Origin of the sequence: Achromobacter sp. MYb9, from assembly GCF_002975275.1 — a bacterium.
Classification (GTDB): Bacteria; Pseudomonadota; Gammaproteobacteria; order Burkholderiales; family Burkholderiaceae_B; genus Achromobacter.
This window is the reverse complement of sequence record NZ_PCOQ01000026.1, coordinates 1-16,310: the sequence shown is the minus strand read 5'-3', so window position 1 is coordinate 16,310 and position 16,310 is coordinate 1. Positions and strand designations below refer to the sequence as shown.

Here is a 16,310-nt window from a genome sequence, read left to right as displayed (position 1 = left end):
ACCGGGTTACTTGGTCGGCTTCTGCAGCCAGTCGAACGGCAGCCATTGCTGCGGCAACCAGCCTTGCCAGAAGGCATACGCCACGCCGGCGGCCAGCACCAGCACGATGGCGATGAGCCATCCCCAGGAGGTCGACGACGAACGGTCGTCGTCGGCGCTGGACTGGGGGATGGAATGGGCCGAATGCAGGGCGCCCGGGCTCAGCTTCACCGGACCGGTGACGCGGGCCTTGGGGTCCAGCGAATCGACGATGGCTTGCGAATCCGCGCCCAGCAGGCGCGCGTAATTGCGGACCAAACCGCGCAGGGAAACGCCGGTGGGCAGGTCTGCCCACGCTTCGTTTTCTAGGGCTTCGATCTGCTTCGTGGAAAACTTGATGCGGCTGGACACCTCATCGAGCGACCAGCCTTTGGACTGGCGCAGCGCGCGCAATGCCGAGCCCACGTTGCCCGCAGCGCTTGCGGGCGTTTCAGAAACTGCAGAAGCGAAATCCTGCGTCATGCATGCACCTGTTTAATTGGTATGGTCTGGCGCTGTGCGGCATTACGCTCGGTAATCCGAGTGCGGTCCCGCACTTCTCCGGCCAGTTGACCACAAGCTGCATCGATATCGTCGCCCCGGGTCTTGCGCACGGTCGTGATGATGCCAGCGTCCATCAGACGCTGCGCGAACACCTTGACGCGTGCGGAGTTGGAGCGTTTCAGGCCCGACTCGGGGAAGGGGTTGAACGGAATCAGATTGAGCTTGCAGCGCAGCTGGCGTGCAATTTGGATCAGTTCCTTGGCGTGCTGGTCGGTGTCGTTGATGCCGTCCAGCATGCAGTATTCAAAGGTGATGAAGTCGCGCGGGGCGAACGCCAGATAGCGTTCGCAAGCCGCCAGCAACTCTTTCAGCGGGTACTTCTTGTTCAGCGGCACCAGTTCGTCGCGCAGCGCATCGTTCGGCGCGTGCAGCGAGACGGCCAGCGCCACCGGACAGTCCTGCGACAGGCGGTCCATCATGGGGACCACGCCCGACGTGGACACCGTCACGCGCCGACGAGACAAGCCGTAGGCGTTGTCGTCCAGCATCAGGCGCAACGCCGGCAGGACCTGGTCGTAGTTGAGCAGGGGCTCGCCCATGCCCATCATCACCACGTTGCTGATGACGCGCGTATCTTCGGTGGCCTTGGCGCTTTCCAGGCGGGCGGTACCGATATCGGCCTCCAGCACGCGCTTGGCCCACCAAAGCTGGCCGATGATTTCACTGGTTTTCAGGTTGCGGTTGAAGCCCTGGTGCCCGGTCGAGCAAAAGCGGCAGTTCACCACGCAGCCGGCCTGGCTGGAAATGCAAAGGGTGCCGCGATCGTCTTCGGGGATGAAGACGGTTTCGATGGCATTGCCCTGCCCCACGTCGAACAGCCACTTGCGCGTGCCGTCGGTCGAGCGCTGCTCGATATTGACGGGCAAGGCTTCGATGCGGCAGTTGGACGCGAGCTGGCTGCGGAATTCGCGGGCCAGGTCGGTCATGGCGTCGAACGAATCGGCGCCGCGCTGGTGCATCCAGCGCTGCAACTGGCGAGCGCGAAACGGCTTGCCGCCCCACTGCCCGACAAGTTCGGACAGGGCGGAGCCATCCAGCCCCAGCAGATTGATTCGTTCGACGGATTCCATGACCTGGGTAACGCTAAAAAACTAGAACAGTGCTTCCGGGAAAATCAACGGCTGTGGATGTTGATTTCGGGGAAGAAGAAAGCGATTTCGACAGCAGCCGTTTCCGGAGCGTCCGAGCCGTGCACGGCGTTGGCGTCGATGCTGTCGGCGAAGTCGGCGCGGATGGTGCCGGGAGCAGCCTTCTTCGGGTCCGTGGCGCCCATCAGGTCGCGGTTCTTCAGGATGGCTTCTTCACCTTCCAGCACTTGCACGAAGACCGGGCCCGAGATCATGAAATCGACCAGGTCCTTGAAGAAGGGGCGTTCCGAGTGCACGGCGTAGAAACGCTCGGCGTCGGCGCGCGACAGTTGGGCCAGGCGGGCGGCGATGACCTTCAGGCCGGCTTGCTCGAAACGGCCGACGATCTGGCCGATGACGTTCTTGGCGACGGCGTCGGGCTTGATGATCGAGAGGGTGCGTTGGATGGACATAGGAACTCCGAAAGCTGATTTCTGACTGGTTTCTGATGAATTGCCTGGCGTGGCTCTGCACTTGTCGGTGTCACCCTTGAAGTGTCATCGCGCGATTGGCGCACAGGCGGTCCGGATCGTTTGAACAGTTCTGCTGAACGCTCCGGGCCGTCCTGAGCCACATGGCCAAGGCAGGGATTCGACACTGCCGACCGATCGGACGCGCCCTCAATTCTGCTTCGGATTTCTGAAACGCGGACTTTTCCGTGCGCATTTCCGAAGGAATCCTTAATGAATTCAGGGACTTCTAAAAGGTTTACAGTAACCCGGTATTCTAACACGCTGAGAAGACCGCATTACATCTTAAAATGAGCGGTTTGCTGCCCGTATCCCTACGCCGGGCGCCCTGTTTGCCGGAACCCTGTAATGACCCAAGCTGCCCCCCCGAACGCCGCGAATCCCGCGAGCGACACCCCGGAACTCTCCAAGAGCTTCGAACCCTCCGAACTGGAGTCCCGCTGGTATGCCGAGTGGGACAAGCGCGGCTACTTCGCGGCGGGCCAGCACGTAAAAACGGGGACGGAAAACCAGCCGTATGTCATCCAGTTCCCGCCGCCCAACGTCACGGGCACCCTTCACATGGGCCACGCGTTCAACCAGACCATCATGGACGGCCTGGTTCGCTACCGCCGCATGGCTGGTGACGATACCGTGTTCATTCCCGGCACGGACCACGCCGGCATCGCCACTCAGATCGTTGTTGAGAGACAGCTGGACGCCCAGAAGGTTTCCCGCCACGACCTTGGCCGCGAAAAATTCGTGGAAAAAGTGTGGGAATGGAAGGAAAAGTCGGGCAACGCCATCACCGAGCAGGTGCGCCGCCTGGGCGCGTCGGCCGATTGGCCGCGCGAATATTTCACCATGGACGACCGCATGTCGCGCGGCGTGGTGGAGACCTTCGTACGCCTGCATAAACAGGGACTGATCTACCGCGGCAAGCGCCTGGTCAACTGGGATCCGAAGCTGCTGACCGCCGTGTCCGACCTGGAAGTCCAGTCCGAAGAGACCGACGGCCACATGTGGCACATCCTCTACCCCTTCGTCGACGGGCCGCAGACCATTGTCGACAAAGACGGCCAGACCGTTACGCTGCGGGGCATGACGATCGCCACGACCCGCCCGGAAACGATGCTGGCTGACGGCGCCCTGTGCGTGCACCCGGACGATCCGCGCTACCAGCACCTGATCGGCAAGGAAGTCGAACTGCCGCTGTGCGATCGCAACATCCCCATCATCGCGGACGATTTCGTCGACCCCGAATTCGGTACGGGCTGCGTCAAGATCACCGGCGCCCACGATTTCAACGATTACGCCTGCGCGATGCGCCACGATCTGCCGCTGATCGTGATCTTCACGCTGGATGCGCACATCAACGAAAACGGCCCCAAGCAGTTCCAGGGCCTGGAGCGCTACGAAGCCCGCAAGGCGGTCGTCGCCCAACTGGATGCCGAAGGCTATCTGGTCAAGATCGAACCGCACAAGATGATGCAGCCCAAAGGCGACCGGACCGGCGTCGTGCTGGAGCCCATGCTGACGGACCAATGGTTCGTCGCCATGAGCAAGCCGGCCCCGGAAGGCACGCTGAACCCGGGCAAGAGCATCACCGAAGTTGCGCTGGAAGTCGTGGCCGATGGCCGTATCAAGTTCTATCCGGACAACTGGACCACCATTTACAACCAGTGGCTGAACAACATCCAGGACTGGTGCATTTCGCGCCAACTGTGGTGGGGCCACCAGATCCCGGCGTGGTATTCGGAAGACGGCCAGGTCTTCGTGGCGCACGACGAAGCCGGCGCCATCGAACAGGCGCGCGCCGCCGGCGTCACGGGCGAACTCAAGCGCGACCCGGACGTGCTGGACACCTGGTTCTCGTCGGGCCTCGTGCCTTTCACGACGCTGGGCTGGCCGGAAAACACGCCCGACCTGCAACGCTACCTGCCCTCCAGCGTGCTGGTCACGGGCTTTGACATCATCTTCTTCTGGGTCGCCCGCATGGTCATGCTGACCACGCACCTGACCGGCCAGATTCCGTTCAAGCACGTCTACGTGCACGGCCTGATCCGCGACGCCGACGGCCAGAAAATGAGCAAGTCCAAGGGCAATACGCTGGACCCGGTCGACCTGATCGACGGCATCGACCTGGACGGCCTGATCGCCAAGCGCACCTATGGCCTGATGAACCCCAAGCAGGCGGGAGCCATCGAAAAGGCCACGCGCCGCCAGTACCCGGACGGCATCCCCGCTTTCGGCACCGATGCGCTGCGCTTCACGATGGCCGCTTACGCCACCCTGGGCCGCAACATCAACTTCGACCTGAAGCGCTGCGAGGGGTATCGCAACTTCTGCAACAAGCTGTGGAACGCCACGCGCTTCGTGCTGATGAATACCGAAGGCCACGACCTGACGGGCACGGACGCGGGCGAGACCTCGTTCGTCGACCGCTGGATCATCAGCCAGATGCAGACGCTGGAAGCCGACGTCGCGCGCGGATTCGCCGACTACCGCTTCGACAATATCGCCAATGCCCTGTACCGCTATGTGTGGGACGAGTACTGCGACTGGTACCTGGAACTGGCCAAGGTGCAGATCCAGACCGGCACGCCCGCCCAGCAGCTGGGCACGCGCCGCACGCTGATCCGCGTGCTGGAATGCGTGCTGCGCCTGGCGCACCCGATCATTCCGTTCATCACGGAAGAACTCTGGCAAAAGGTGTCGGTGGTGGCCGGCAAGCGCAAGGAAGGCGTGGCCGACAGCGTCAGCGTCCAGCCCTACCCGCAAGCCAATCCGGACGCGGTCGATGTGGCGGCGGAAGCCGCCGTGGCCGAACTCAAGGCCCAGGTGGAAGCGGTGCGAGCGCTGCGCGGCGAAATGAACCTGTCGCCCGCCCAGAAAGTGCCGTTGTGCGCCCAGGGCGACGCGCCCACGCTCAAGCGCAACGCGCCGTACCTGGCCGCGCTGGCCAAGCTGAGCCAGGTCGACGTGCTGGACGCCCTGCCCGACGCCGGCGCGCCGGTCCAGGTTGTGGGCGCCAGCCGCCTGATGCTGCACGTCGAGATCGACGTGGCGGCCGAGCGCATTCGCCTAGACAAGGAAATCGCACGCCTGGAAGGCGAGATCGCCAAGGCCAATGGCAAGCTGTCGAACGCCAGCTTCGTCGAACGCGCCCCGGCGGCGGTCGTCGAGCAGGAAAAGGCCCGCATGGCGCAGTTCGGTGAAACGCTGCAGAAGGTGCGCGAACAGCGCGCCAAGCTGGGCGACTGAACGGCGGCCACGCCCCGCTGAAACCAAAAACCCCGGACTGGTTCCGGGGTTTTTTCATGGCGGCAACCACCGAGGAAGTCAGACGCCGCCATCGGTCATGCGGTACCAGGTCACCACCGCATTGACGTAGAGCCGCCGCAGGCCATACAGCGGAAACGGCACCACCGGGGACAAGGGCACGGGCAGCGCGTTGGCGTCGCCCGTCGCCACGTATTGGGCCATGGCGCGGCCCATGCTGGTCTGCAGCCCCACCCCGCGCCCCTGGCACCCGATATCCACCAACAGGCCAGGTTGCGGCTCGTGCAAATGCGGCAGGTAGTCGCGGGTGACCGCCACGCGCCCGCACCAACGGTATTCGAATGGCGTGCCCGCCACCTGCGGGAACAGCTTCAGCATGACCCGTTCCAGATGCGCCCAGTCTTCCGGCCCCTTGGGTTCACGGAAGGGCCCGCGCCCACCCATCAACAGCCGGCCCTGGTGGTCCAGCCGGAAATACAGCAGCAGGTTGCGCGTATCCGAGGTGACATGCCCTTCAGGGAATATGCCCGCGCGCACCGGCTCCGGCAAGGGCGCGGTGGCGACCTGGAAGGTATTGGCGTCGATGATGGATGTCTTCAAACCCGGCAACAGGTCGCCGCCGTAGGCATTGGTGCACATCACCACCCGGTCGGCGGTGACCGTCGCGCCGCGGGCCGTCGCCGCCACCCACTTGCCATCGCTGCGGGTCAGGCCGGTGACGGGCGTGTCCGTGTAAATCGAGGCGCCGGCGTTCAGTGCGGCGCGCGCCAATCCACGCGCATAGCTCAGCGGCTGCACGGCGCCGGCGCGGTTGTCCACCCAGCCGCCCAGATAGCGGTCCGTGCCCAGCAGGCGGGCGACTTGCTCGCGATCCAACGGCTGCGCGTCCACGCCATGCCGCGCCCATTGCGCCGCTCGGCCGTGCGCGGTGCGCAGCGCCTCTGCATTGTGGGCGCCCTGGACCCAACCTTTGCGGACATGCGGCACGTCCATGGCATGGCGGTCGATCAGGTTGAACACCGAGTCGGCCGTCGCCCCCGCGAACCGCAACAAGCGCTCGCCGCGCTCTTGGCCAAACATCGAGATCAAGGCGTCCGGGTCGTACTTCAGCCCCGGGATCACCTGCCCGCCATTGCGGCCTGACCCGCCGAAGCCGATTTCATGCGCTTCCAGCACCACGGTGTTGACGCCGCGCTCCGCCAGATGCAGCGCGGTGCTCAGCCCGGCGTAGCCACCGCCGATGACCAGCACATCCGCCTGCAAGGACGCCGAAAGCGGTTGGGTGGGCGGCGGCGCCGAAGCGGTCGCTGCCCACAAGGACGGAGAAAGCGGAAACGGCACTGGCTGCATGATGATTCCTTCCTACATGGGGTGCAGCACACGGCGCAGGAAATCCTGCGTGCGGGGGTGCTGCGGATGGTTCAAGACCTCTCGGGCCACGCCCTGCTCGACCATGACGCCGCCATCGAAGAACATGACGCGGTCGGCAACCTCGCGGGCGAAGCTCATTTCGTGCGTCACGACGACCATGGTCATGCCGGCCTCGGCCAGCTTGCGCATCACGCCCAGCACGTCGCCCACCAGTTCCGGGTCCAGCGCGGACGTCGGCTCATCGAAGAGGATGGCCTTGGGCTGCATCGCCAGGGCGCGCGCAATGGCCACGCGCTGCTGCTGCCCGCCCGACAACTGATTGGGATGCGCATCCGCCTTGTCTGCCAAGCCCACGCTGGCCAGCAATTCGCGGCCGCGCTCCAGCACCTGCGCGCGCGGCTCTTTCTTCACGAAGATCGGCCCTTCGATCACGTTTTCCAGCGCGGTGCGGTGCGGAAACAGGTTGAAGCGCTGGAACACCATCGCCACCTGCGTGCGGATCGACACGATGGAAGGCGCGTCGGCGTCGACCAGCTCGCCATCCACGGTGATGCGCCCGGCGTTGTAGCGCTCCAGCCCATTGATGCAACGCAGGATGGTGGATTTTCCAGAGCCGGACGGGCCGATCACGCATACGACTTCGCCCTTGGTGACTTCGGCGTCGATGCCCTTGAGCACCTCTAGCGGACCGAAGCTCTTGCGGACTCCCTTGAGTTCGATCATTTCGTGGCGCTCCTTTTCTCGAGGTGCCGGACAAGAAGGATCAGCGGCACGCACATGATCAGGTACATCAGCGCCACCAGCGAGAACACGGTGGCGTTCTTGAACGTGGACACGGCGATCAGCTTGCCCTGCAAAGCCAGTTCAGCCACCGTGATCGTGGACGCCTGCGACGAGTCCTTGAGCATCATGATCATGATGTTGCCGTAAGGCGGCAGCACGATCTTCACGGCTTGCGGCAGCACCACGCGCCGCATCGTCATGCTCCAGCTCATGCCCATCGCCATCGCGGCTTCGATCTGGCCACGGTCGATGGCCTGGATGCCCGCGCGGAAGTTCTCGGCCTGATACGCGGAATAGGCCACGCCCAACCCGATGATGGCGGCCTGCACGGCCGTCAGCGACACCCCCATGTCGGGCATCACGAAGTAGATGTAGAACAGCAGCACGATGATCGGGATGCCGCGCAGCAGGTTGATGATTCCGCCGCTGAGCTTGGACAGGAACGTGTTGCCGGAGACGCGCATCAGCGCCCACACCAAGCCCAGCACCGTCGATAAGGCAAGCGAACCCAACGTGACCAGGATCGTCAGCTTCGCGCCTTGCAGCAATATCGGCAGGTACTCCGCCGAGTCCTTGAAGAATTCCGTCATGACTTCACCCACCCCAACAAGACAGCCCACCGGCACGCCGGATGCGTGCTGCCCGCCAGCGCGCGGGTGCGCGCCGGCAAGGCTGATGCGATAACGCTTGGTTGCTTTGCGGTCTGGCCGGCATCACGCGCCGGACAGGCCCCACTTTTTCAGGATGGCGTCGATGGCGCCGTTCGCCTTCAACTTGGTCAGCGCCTTGTTGATGCGATCAAGCAAGGCCGTGTCTTCCTTGCGCGTGGCCAGGCCCAGGCTGCCCATGATGGTCGGCTGGTAGGACGACGCCATCTTCAGGTTGGGATAGTTGCCCTGGGTCAGGATATAGGCCGCGATGGGATAGTCCATGAAACCGCCCTGGATGCGCCCGGCGTTGGCGTCGCGCATCATATCGGGCGGATTGTCGTAGAGCTTCACTTCCTTGAACATGCCGCTTTTCTGGATCGGCTCGACGAATGCAGTGCCGACCTGCACGCCAACGGTCATGCCCTTCATGTCGGCGAAGGACTTGTAGTCCTTGTTGTCGGTCTTCAGCACCATCAGCCCTTCCCCGTAGCGGTATACGGGGTCGGAAAAGCTGACAACCTGCTGGCGCTGCGGCGTGATGAACATGGCCGCGGACACGATGTCGATCCGTTTGGAAGTCAGCGAACCGATCAGAGCCGAAAACGCCATGGGTTCAATCTGCACCTCGAATCCCGCTTCTTTGCCGACGGCCTTCACGATGTCGACCATCACGCCTTCGATGCTGTTGGTCTTGGTGTCGAGAAAGGTGAAAGGACTGCCGGTGGGTGTGGACCCCACTTTCAACACCGTCTGGGCTTGCGCGCCCGCGGCCATGGACAATGCTGCGAATACCGAGACAACCAGAGTCTTGAATTTCATGACATATCCTCATCGTGGCAAAGAAACCCGGACGACGCGCTGCGTGCCCGGTGGCGCGACGATCCCCTGAGTCGCCACGCCGCTATGGAAGCTGTGCGCTTAGGGAGCCTGTTGCGTGTCGTCCCCCGCGGCTTGAGTGATGTTGGAGATGGCCCAGATGACCTCGGTCGTCTGCGACCCGGGATTACGCCAGCGACGCGGCGTGCTGCTGGCATAGCAAAAGCTGTCGCCTTCATTGAGCAACATGACGCGGTCGCCCACCCATAGCTCGAGCGAGCCTTTGAGCACCACGCCGATCTGCTCGCCCTGCCCCGTCACGAAAAGCTCCTGCCCGGTCGAGCCGCCGGGCTCGATCGTGGCGCGGCACAGGTCCATGCTGCGACACGCGGGCGGCGTGTACATCTCTTTGCTGATGCCCTTTTCGCTCAGGTCGATAAAGCGGTGCGTGCCGGCCCGCGCGACACGGCCGCCATCTTCACTTTGCGTATGCTCGGCGTTGCGCAGCAGAGAATTCACGGAGACGTTGAATTCGCGCGCCAGCATGTGCAGGACCTTTACCGACGCGGAACTCAAACCGCGCTCGATCTGGCTCAGCAAGCCCAAAGACATGCCGCAAGCGCGGGCAACCTCGGCCAGCGAGCGTTTCTGCTGCTTGCGCAGTTGGCGCAGTTGCTGGCCCAGCCATAAGTCGACGGCCGACTCTGGCCTACCCGCCATGGCGCTAGCCGACGGCGAGGCGACGCGGCGCTCGGGCGCGGATAGGGCTGCAGCGGATCGGCCGGAAGCGGCCCGGCCAGAGGGGGAATTCGACATATGAAAATTTCATTTGCATGTAATTTTCAATACTAAAGAGCAGCCGAAACGCCCACAACCTAGGAACATCCCTACGCTTGCGGAACCGAGAATGAGGAGGGGAATGACTTAGGACGCGTCGGGCGTCTTCGGGGGCTGGGCAGGCTTGGCCGACGGCTTGCGCCTGCGCTTGGGCGCGTCGGCAGCGGGGTCATAGGTGCCGGCCAATTCGGCCAGGTAACGCTCGTCCGCCTTATTCAACCACCCTTTCGCGCGAGCCGATTCGATGAGCTCGGGGCGTCGGGTTGCCGTCAGCGCAAGCGAACGCTCGCGTCGCCAGCGGGCGATGTTGGCGTGATGGCCGCTAAGCAGCGGCGCAGGCACGGACTCGCCTTCGTACACTTCCGGACGCGTGTAATGCGGGCTGTCCAGCAAACCTGACAAGGTGTCGTTGAACGAATCCTGCAGCGCGGAATCGCCATCGTTCAACACGCCTGGCACCAAGCGCACGGCGGCATCGATCACTGCCAGCGCGGCGATCTCTCCGCCGGACAACACGAAGTCGCCCAGCGAGATCTCACGCGTTACGCAGCGTTCGATGAACCGCTGGTCCACGCCTTCGTAGCGGCCGCAGATCAGGATGATCCCGTCGCTTGCGGCCAGTGTTTCGGCGCCGGCTTGATCGTAGCGCTGGCCGACTGGCGCCAGCAGCGCAACCGGGGCGGGCGCCAGGCCAAGCGCTGCGCGCGCTTGCTGGGCGGCATTGACGGCAGCTTCCAAAGGCGCCGCCATCATTACCATTCCCGGGCCGCCGCCATAAGGACGGTCGTCCACGGTGCGATGGACGTCCTGCGTGAAATCACGGGGATTCCAGGCGTGCAAGGACCACCGGCCTTGGGCATGCGCCCGGCCGGTGACACCCAGATCGCGCACTACCCCGAACATTTCGGGAAAGAGCGTAATGACGTCGAATCGCATCAAAGATCCGCCGGCCAGTCGCTGTCTATGCGGCGAGCAGCCAGATCGACGGCGTGTATGTGCGCGCGTACGAACGGAACAAGCATTTCGGCAGGTCGGCCTTTGGCGTTCAGGATAGGCTCGGGCCCTTCGGCCCCCACCTTCTGGCACAAGACCTTCAAGACGGCGTGAGCGCCGTTATCAAGGACTTCGTCCACCACGCCAATCAGCGCGGGTTCACCGTTGGCGCTGGTGTACAGCGAACAACCGATGAGGTCGACCCAGTAGTATTCGTCTTCCTTGGGCGCGGGGAACGAACCGCGCGGCGCTTGCACGGAATATCCGCGCAAGGCTTCCGCCTGATCGCGATCCGCAACGCCTGCCAGCTGGGCCACGACCGTGGAACCCTGCGAGCGGACTTGCAAAATCTTGATTGCGACAGGCGCAGACGCGACAGCGCCCCGCGCCAATTCAGGCACAGGGCGAGTCAACCACCATTGAGACGCTGAGAGCAGCACTTCGGCATTGGCCGAATGTGGCTGCACCTTAACCCAGCCTTTCACACCGTAGGCTGCACTGATGCGGCCCAGCTCGATCAAATCCGTAGGCGCCGCGTTAGAGGTTGCGGCATCAGACATGTATCGCGCTCTTCGTAATGATGAAACAGCTAAGAATGGTAGCTTTACAGCTGAACTAACGGCTTGGGCACGACGCAGGCAATTAAGCTGCGGCGGAAACCTTGGCCGAGTAGTCCTTGACCAGACGCTCGACAGCGGGCGACAGTTGCGCGCCAGTGCCGGTCCAGTACTGCACGCGATCCAGCGCAATGCGCAGGTTTTCCGTGCCTTCGCTAGCTACGGGGTTGTAGAAACCCACGCGCTCGATGAAGCGGCCGTCGCGACGGTTACGCGAATCGGTGGCCACCAGGTTGTAAAACGGACGCTTCTTGGACCCACCGCGGGCCAGGCGAATCACCACCATAGGTAATCCCTTGAATTAGTTGTGAAAAACGGGAAATTCTAGCACTTAAACAAGCCGGCTGGCAAATGCAGGTGCTGAATCAGTCGTGGCGGCGCAATTTGTATCCTAAAACACCGCATACGGGTATTCTACAAATACGGGCCGGAGCCCGCCGCAGACGAAAGTGTAGCCTTCAGGCGCGCTTCGCGTCTGCATTTCGTGCGGTTGAACCTGAGTGCGTGTGAAGAATAACCCGATTGGAGAGATCGGTTTTATGTCGACCTGCGCAAGACCCGACGCTTTGCTCCCCCCGGCTACGCCGCAACGGCGCCGCCCTTCTGCTGCCTTCAAGCCCTCGTCCTGAGGGTGGAACACTCCCCTTTTTCGCCCTGCCCCCGGTTTTTCCTCGCGTTTTTTTCCGTGTTTTTTCCCAACACTTCCTCTTGGAGAGGTGCCACACCATGAAGAACCAAAAATCCGTCTTCACCCCCGTCGCGCGCCTGGCTCTGACCGGCCTATTGCTGGGCACGCTGGCGATGCCGCTCGCGGCTTCTGCCCGGGTTGTCGGCGCGGCATTGACCACGGCGTCGGGCAAGGTCACCGCCGTCGACCCCGCCACCCGCACCATCACGCTGCAAGGCGCCAACGGCAACACCGTGGACGTGCTGGCAGGCCCCGAGGTCCGCAATTTCCAGCAGATCAAGCCGGGCGACACGCTGACGCTGGACTATTACGAGTCTGTCGCGGTCGATGTGCGGCCCGCCGGCTCGGGCGCTCCCGAAGTGGTGACCGAAACCGCCGCCAACCGCAGCGCCAAGGGCGCCAAACCGGGCGGCGCGATGGGCCGCCAGACCACCATTACGGCTGCGATCTGGCACATCAACAAAAGCGCCAACCTGGTCACGCTGAAAGGCCCGCAAGGCGGCATGCGCACGATCCAGGTGAAGGACCCCGCCATGCAGGCACGCCTGCAGCAGCTCAAGGAAGGCGATCTGGTCGACTTCACCATCACCCAGGCGGTGGCGGCTGCCATCCATAAGTAAGCACGCCTGCGTCGACGTAAAAAAGCCCGCGAAAGCGGGCTTTTTCGTGAGCGGCAGCGAACGCCGCCGACGGTCGGCGCGTCAGCGCCTGCGCAGGTAGTGCACGCCCCGGCCGTCGTCTTCTTGCTGCAGAACCAGCGCGTTGCCGGTCTGCCGCGCGAAGGCCTGGAAGTCGCGGATGGCGTTGCGGTCCGTGGTGATGACGCGCAACACTTCGCCGCTTGCCATCTGCGCCAAGGCCTTCTTGGCGCGCAGGATGGGCAAGGGGCACGTCAGGCCGCTGGCATCCACTTCCTGCTCGAATGCAGGCGCTTGCGCGTCCGCATCGAGGCTGGTGTCGGCACCCATCAGAGACGCTCTTCCACCCACTTCTGCACGCCGGCGATCGCCGCGGGCAAGGCAGCGAGGTCGGTGCCGCCGCCCATGGCCATGTCGGGGCGGCCACCGCCCTTGCCGCCCACCTGGCTGGCCACGAAGCCCACCAGGTCGCCGGCCTTGATGCGGTCGGTCAGATCGGCCGTAACGCCACCCACCACGCTGATCTTGCCGTCGGCCGAGCCGGTGGCAAGCAGCACGATAGCCGGCTTCAGGCGGTCTTTCAGGTTGTCGACCATGCCGCGCAAGGCCTTGGGATCCACGTCGCCGATGCTGGCGGCGAGCACCTTGATGCCCTTGACGTCGACTGCCGCGCTGGCGGCAAGGTCATTGCCCGCGCTGGCGGCCAGCTTGTTGCGGGATTGTTCCAGGTCTTTTTCCAGCGCCTTGACCTGATCCTGCACTTGCGCAATGCGCGCAGGCACATCGGCCGGCGTGCTGCGCAGCATGCCCGCGATCTGGGTCAGCAAGGCGTTCTGGTTCTGCACCCAAGCCAGCGCGTTGTCGCCGGTGATGGCCTCGATGCGGCGCACCCCCGCGGCCACGCCGCCTTCGGAGATGATCTTGAACAGGCCGATGTCGCCCGTGCGGCTGACGTGCGTGCCGCCGCAGAGTTCGCGTGAAAAGCCGATGTCCAGCACCCGCACGGTATCGCCGTATTTTTCGCCGAACAGCGCCATGGCGCCACCCTTGACCGCGTCGTCATAGGCCATGACCTGGGCCACGGTGGGCTGGTTGGCCAGGACTTCAGCGTTAACGATGGCTTCAACGCGCGCGATCTGTTCGGCGGTCATTGGCGCATCCTGCGCGAAGTCGAAACGGGTCTTGTCGGGATCCACCAGCGAGCCGCGCTGCTGCACGTGCGAGCCCAGCACCTGGCGCAAGGCCTTGTGCATCAAGTGAGTAGCCGAGTGATTGCGGATCGTGCGGGCCCGGCGGACTGCGTCAACACGGGCCAGCAGGGTATCGCCTACCGACAGCGAACCGGATTCCAGCACCCCGTGGTGACCGGACACGCCGGCCTGGATCTTCAGGGTGTCGCCGACGGCGAAGCGCACGCCATCCGCTTCGAGCAAGCCGGTGTCGCCCACCTGGCCGCCGGATTCCGCGTAGAACGGGGTGGCGTCCAGCACGACCACGGCGCTTTGGCCGGCTTTCACTTCCTGCACCTGGGTGCCGTCGACGTACAGGGCGGTGACCTTGACGTTGTCGAGCTCCAGCTTTTCGTAGCCTTCGAAGCGCGTCGCGGCGCCTTCGTAACTGAGGCCTTCGGCCATCTTGAACTTGCCGGCGGCGCGAGCCTGGTCGCGCTGGCGTTCCATGGCGACCTCGAAGCCGGCCATGTCGATGTCCACTTCGCGTTCGCGGCAAATGTCGGCGGTCAGGTCCACGGGGAAACCGTAGGTGTCGTACAGCGTGAAGAGCGTGTTGCCGTCCAGCACGCCGCCCTTGGTCACATTGGCCAGGGCCGTGTCCAGGATGCGCATGCCGTGTTCGAGCGTTTCGCCAAAGCGCTCTTCTTCCTGCTTGAGCACCTGCGCCACGCGGTCGGCCATGGCAGCCAGTTCCGGATAGGCCTCGCCCATTTCGGCGACCAGATCCGGCACCAGGCGGTGGAAGAAGGGCTTGGTCTGGCCCAGCTTGTAGCCATGGCGCAGCGCGCGGCGCACGATGCGGCGCAGCACGTATCCGCGGCCTTCGTTGCTGGGGATCACGCCGTCGACGATCAGGAAGGAGCACGCGCGGATGTGGTCCGCGATGACCTTGAGCGAATTGTTTTCCAGGTCTTTGATGCCGGTTTCGCGAGCGGCGGCGTGAATCAGCTTCTGAAAGAGGTCGATTTCGTAATTGGAATGCACGCCCTGCAGGACGGCGGCGATGCGCTCCAGACCCATGCCGGTATCGACACAGGGACGCGGCAGGCGCGGCATGTTGCCAGCGGCATCGCGCTCGAACTGCATGAACACCAGGTTCCAGATCTCGATGTAGCGGTCGCCGTCTTCCTCGGGCGATCCCGGAGGGCCGCCCCAGATTTCCGGGCCGTGGTCAAAGAAGATTTCCGAGCAAGGGCCGCAAGGGCCGGTGTCGGCCATCTGCCAGAAGTTGTCGGAGGCGTAGCGCGCGCCCTTGTTGTCGCCGATGCGGATGATGCGTTCGGTCGGCACGCCGACTTCCTTGGCCCAGATGTCGTAGGCTTCGTCGTCTTCCTGATACACCGTGACCCACAGCTTTTCCGCCGGCAGCTTGTAGACCTGCGTCAGCAGTTCCCAAGCGTATTGGATGGCGTCGCGCTTGAAGTAGTCGCCGAAGCTGAAGTTGCCCAGCATTTCGAAGAACGTATGGTGGCGGGCGGTGTAGCCCACGTTTTCAAGGTCGTTGTGCTTGCCGCCGGCGCGCACACTGCGCTGCGACGATGTGGCGCGCGTGTACGACCGCGATTCCTTGCCGGTGAAGACGTCCTTGAACTGAACCATGCCCGAATTGGTGAAGAGCAAGGTCGGGTCGTTGCCGGGGACGAGCGACGACGAAGGAACAATGGTGTGCCCCTTCGACTTGAAGAATTGCAGGAACTGGCGGCGAATCTCAGAGGATTTCATCGTGGATGACGCAGGATTTAGGCGAATCTTTGATTATAGAGGGTTGGCGAAAAAGCGCGGAGCCAAGGGATCGCCCCCCTAGCGGACGCACACGTAGCCGGTGGTCCACCCCTCCGTTTCGGTCCACTTACCGCCCGCGGATACGATGACCGGCTGGTACCCGGCCGGACACGAGCATTCCCCGGTGCGTGGATTCGCCGTCGACTGCCCGGAATAATGCCGGCATCCGAACCGATTATTACTGCTGAACGCCCCCCCGAACCCGCCGCTGGCGGGTTGCCAGACGCCGGACTGGCAAACCAGCAGCTCGCCAGCTTGCGTGCTGGCGATCGTTCCATTGGCAAGACCGCAGCCAAGCCCCGGCTGGGCTCGCCCGCCCACGCTCAGGTAGGCGCCCGTTGCGATGGACGCCGCGACGGTCAGCGATCCGCTCAATGCCGGGTCGCGCGCGTCGCCGATGCGGACGAACGGGTCAAGGTCGGGAAACGCGGGAGGGTTATCCGCCCCCAGTTCGGCCCCCGCC

15 protein-coding genes and 1 pseudogene are annotated in these 16,310 nt (G+C 63.7%); 2 read left to right on the top strand and 14 right to left on the bottom strand.

Annotated elements, in window-relative coordinates; translation table 11 throughout:
• Window positions 1–6: 6 nt before the first annotated feature.
• From CQ050_RS26170 to ndk, 3 genes are read right to left on the bottom strand one after another with little or no spacing between them, the layout of a single operon-like run.
• Window positions 7–501 (bottom strand): helix-turn-helix transcriptional regulator, encoded by a 495-nt coding sequence (locus tag CQ050_RS26170; protein WP_105559764.1) that lies wholly within the window; start codon window positions 499–501, stop codon window positions 7–9.
• Complete coding sequence (gene rlmN, locus CQ050_RS26165) at window positions 498–1,652, bottom strand: 23S rRNA (adenine(2503)-C(2))-methyltransferase RlmN (protein WP_046803686.1); 1,155 nt, start codon at window positions 1,650–1,652, stop codon at window positions 498–500. The genes CQ050_RS26170 and rlmN overlap by 4 nt, the downstream gene beginning before the upstream one ends.
• Window positions 1,653–1,696: 44 nt before the next feature.
• A complete protein-coding gene (ndk, locus tag CQ050_RS26160; protein ID WP_054427443.1) occupies window positions 1,697–2,122 on the bottom strand; it encodes a nucleoside-diphosphate kinase in 426 nt (141 codons plus the stop codon).
• Window positions 2,123–2,527: 405 nt separating this feature from the next.
• On the opposite strand from ndk, the gene CQ050_RS26155 reads away from it, so the two are divergent.
• Complete coding sequence (locus CQ050_RS26155; RefSeq protein WP_105559763.1) at window positions 2,528–5,422, top strand: valine--tRNA ligase; 2,895 nt, start codon at window positions 2,528–2,530, stop codon at window positions 5,420–5,422.
• Window positions 5,423–5,500: 78 nt separating this feature from the next.
• Here CQ050_RS26155 and CQ050_RS26150 read toward each other — a convergent pair whose 3' ends face one another.
• The 8 genes from CQ050_RS26150 to rpsP form a co-directional block, all read right to left on the bottom strand.
• On the bottom strand, window positions 5,501–6,790 hold the full coding sequence (locus CQ050_RS26150; protein WP_105559762.1) for an FAD-binding oxidoreductase: 1,290 nt from the start codon (window positions 6,788–6,790) through the stop codon (window positions 5,501–5,503).
• 12 nt (window positions 6,791–6,802) lie between these two features.
• Window positions 6,803–7,534 carry an amino acid ABC transporter ATP-binding protein gene (locus CQ050_RS26145; RefSeq protein ID WP_105559761.1) on the bottom strand — a complete coding sequence of 244 codons (732 nt, stop codon included), beginning with the start codon at window positions 7,532–7,534 and terminating at the stop codon, window positions 6,803–6,805.
• A complete protein-coding gene (locus CQ050_RS26140; protein WP_105559760.1) occupies window positions 7,531–8,184 on the bottom strand; it encodes an amino acid ABC transporter permease in 654 nt (217 codons plus the stop codon). Before CQ050_RS26140 ends, CQ050_RS26145 begins: the two co-directional genes overlap by 4 nt.
• A 123-nt stretch (window positions 8,185–8,307) precedes the next feature.
• The gene (locus CQ050_RS26135; protein ID WP_105559759.1) at window positions 8,308–9,063 is read right to left on the bottom strand and encodes an ABC transporter substrate-binding protein; all 756 of its coding nucleotides are present in this window, start codon (window positions 9,061–9,063) and stop codon (window positions 8,308–8,310) included.
• A 99-nt stretch (window positions 9,064–9,162) separates the two neighbouring features.
• The gene (locus CQ050_RS26130; RefSeq protein WP_105559758.1) at window positions 9,163–9,780 is read right to left on the bottom strand and encodes a helix-turn-helix domain-containing protein; all 618 of its coding nucleotides are present in this window, start codon (window positions 9,778–9,780) and stop codon (window positions 9,163–9,165) included.
• A gap of 204 nt (window positions 9,781–9,984) precedes the next feature.
• The gene (gene trmD, locus CQ050_RS26125; protein ID WP_105559757.1) at window positions 9,985–10,833 is read right to left on the bottom strand and encodes a tRNA (guanosine(37)-N1)-methyltransferase TrmD; all 849 of its coding nucleotides are present in this window, start codon (window positions 10,831–10,833) and stop codon (window positions 9,985–9,987) included.
• Window positions 10,833–11,450, bottom strand: coding sequence for a ribosome maturation factor RimM (gene rimM, locus CQ050_RS26120; RefSeq protein ID WP_105559756.1), 618 nt, complete (start codon window positions 11,448–11,450; stop codon window positions 10,833–10,835). The genes trmD and rimM overlap by 1 nt, the downstream gene beginning before the upstream one ends.
• Before the next feature lie 82 nt (window positions 11,451–11,532).
• Window positions 11,533–11,793, bottom strand: coding sequence for a 30S ribosomal protein S16 (gene rpsP / locus CQ050_RS26115; protein WP_006224007.1), 261 nt, complete (start codon window positions 11,791–11,793; stop codon window positions 11,533–11,535).
• Between the two features lie 440 nt (window positions 11,794–12,233).
• On the opposite strand from rpsP, the gene CQ050_RS26110 reads away from it, so the two are divergent.
• Window positions 12,234–12,815, top strand: coding sequence for a hypothetical protein (locus CQ050_RS26110; protein ID WP_105559755.1), 582 nt, complete (start codon window positions 12,234–12,236; stop codon window positions 12,813–12,815).
• A gap of 81 nt (window positions 12,816–12,896) precedes the next feature.
• On the opposite strand, the gene CQ050_RS26105 is transcribed toward CQ050_RS26110, so the two are convergent.
• The 3 genes and pseudogenes from CQ050_RS26105 to CQ050_RS26095 all read right to left on the bottom strand — a co-directional run.
• A complete protein-coding gene (locus CQ050_RS26105) occupies window positions 12,897–13,163 on the bottom strand; it encodes a sulfurtransferase TusA family protein (RefSeq protein WP_105559754.1) in 267 nt (88 codons plus the stop codon).
• A complete protein-coding gene (gene alaS / locus CQ050_RS26100) occupies window positions 13,163–15,787 on the bottom strand; it encodes an alanine--tRNA ligase (RefSeq protein ID WP_105559753.1) in 2,625 nt (874 codons plus the stop codon). The genes CQ050_RS26105 and alaS overlap by 1 nt, the downstream gene beginning before the upstream one ends.
• 78 nt (window positions 15,788–15,865) lie before the next feature.
• Window positions 15,866–16,310, bottom strand: a pseudogene (locus tag CQ050_RS26095) (prepilin); the annotation flags it as partial.

Bases quoted from the DNA above. Each gene is read 5' to 3' on its own strand.
- CQ050_RS26130 (WP_105559758.1), bottom strand. From the start codon at position 9,780: ATGGCGGGTAGGCCAGAGTCGGCCGTCGACTTATGGCTGGGCCAGCAA.
- rpsP (WP_006224007.1), bottom strand. From the start codon at position 11,793: ATGGTGGTGATTCGCCTGGCCCGCGGTGGGTCCAAGAAGCGTCCGTTT.
- alaS (WP_105559753.1), bottom strand. From the start codon at position 15,787: ATGAAATCCTCTGAGATTCGCCGCCAGTTCCTGCAATTCTTCAAGTCG.
- ndk (WP_054427443.1), bottom strand. From the start codon at position 2,122: ATGTCCATCCAACGCACCCTCTCGATCATCAAGCCCGACGCCGTCGCC.
- CQ050_RS26145 (WP_105559761.1), bottom strand. From the start codon at position 7,534: ATGATCGAACTCAAGGGAGTCCGCAAGAGCTTCGGTCCGCTAGAGGTG.
- CQ050_RS26135 (WP_105559759.1), bottom strand. From the start codon at position 9,063: ATGAAATTCAAGACTCTGGTTGTCTCGGTATTCGCAGCATTGTCCATG.
- rimM (WP_105559756.1), bottom strand. From the start codon at position 11,450: ATGTCTGATGCCGCAACCTCTAACGCGGCGCCTACGGATTTGATCGAG.
- rlmN (WP_046803686.1), bottom strand. From the start codon at position 1,652: ATGGAATCCGTCGAACGAATCAATCTGCTGGGGCTGGATGGCTCCGCC.
- CQ050_RS26105 (WP_105559754.1), bottom strand. From the start codon at position 13,163: ATGGGTGCCGACACCAGCCTCGATGCGGACGCGCAAGCGCCTGCATTC.
- CQ050_RS26170 (WP_105559764.1), bottom strand. From the start codon at position 501: ATGACGCAGGATTTCGCTTCTGCAGTTTCTGAAACGCCCGCAAGCGCT.
- CQ050_RS26110 (WP_105559755.1), top strand. From the start codon at position 12,234: ATGAAGAACCAAAAATCCGTCTTCACCCCCGTCGCGCGCCTGGCTCTG.
- CQ050_RS26155 (WP_105559763.1), top strand. From the start codon at position 2,528: ATGACCCAAGCTGCCCCCCCGAACGCCGCGAATCCCGCGAGCGACACC.
- trmD (WP_105559757.1), bottom strand. From the start codon at position 10,833: ATGCGATTCGACGTCATTACGCTCTTTCCCGAAATGTTCGGGGTAGTG.
- CQ050_RS26150 (WP_105559762.1), bottom strand. From the start codon at position 6,790: ATGCAGCCAGTGCCGTTTCCGCTTTCTCCGTCCTTGTGGGCAGCGACC.
- CQ050_RS26140 (WP_105559760.1), bottom strand. From the start codon at position 8,184: ATGACGGAATTCTTCAAGGACTCGGCGGAGTACCTGCCGATATTGCTG.